Genomic DNA, 645 nt, shown 5'->3' with positions numbered 1-645 from the left:
GGGCGGGGGAGGGCTTGCGGGGCGCGGCCGCCGGCAGGTCCTCGACCAGTCGGTCCGGCGCCGCGGCCGAGGCTCCCGGGCCGTGGGCGGTGGCGGGCGAGGCGCCGTCGTCGTGGGGGGCCGGGGCAGTGAGCGAGCCGTCGTCCAGGCGGGTGACCACGCGCAGGTCCCCGGCGCGCACGTCCGCGTCCGGGTGGAAGGCGACCCGGACCGTGCCGGGCAGCGCATAGCCCTGGGAGTCGGCGTGGCGGATGACCTCATCGCACAGCTCGCTGGCGAGGGTGGACCCCCACGAGCGGGCGCGCTCGAAGTCGGCGGGGGAGAAGTGGACCACGTAGCTGTTGGGCGCGACCGTGTGGCCCTCCGACAGGGCGAGAGACTCGTCGTCCATCGCCTGCCGCAGGGCCGAGGCGATCTCCACCGGCTTGACCGCCCGCGGACCGCCGGCCGAGAAGGCCGAGCGCACGACCCGCTCGAGGCCGCGTTCGAGGTTGTCCAGAAGTCCCACGACGGGGCCCCTTTCCACAGTTGTCCGTCCCGATACTACGGGCCGGGCTGGGAGACCGCCGAGAACAGCGGGATCCTGCCGGGTGGAACGCGGGTGGGAGAGGTGCCGGAGGGGGCGAGCTGCCGGCGTGGCGGGGA

1 protein-coding gene is annotated in these 645 nt (G+C 75.5%); it reads right to left on the bottom strand.

From position 1 onward, the window contains the following. Window positions 1–508, bottom strand: a 508-nt coding sequence (locus FLM69_RS11270) for a DUF3662 domain-containing protein (RefSeq protein ID WP_141844309.1), incomplete at its 3' end; no start/stop codon positions are given. Between the last annotated feature and the right edge of the window lie 137 nt (window positions 509–645).

Origin of the sequence: Micrococcus sp. R8502A1 (assembly GCF_006704135.1) — a bacterium.
GTDB classification, from domain to species: domain Bacteria; phylum Actinomycetota; class Actinomycetes; order Actinomycetales; family Micrococcaceae; genus Micrococcus; species Micrococcus luteus.
This window is presented reverse-complemented; position numbering and strand designations above follow the sequence as displayed.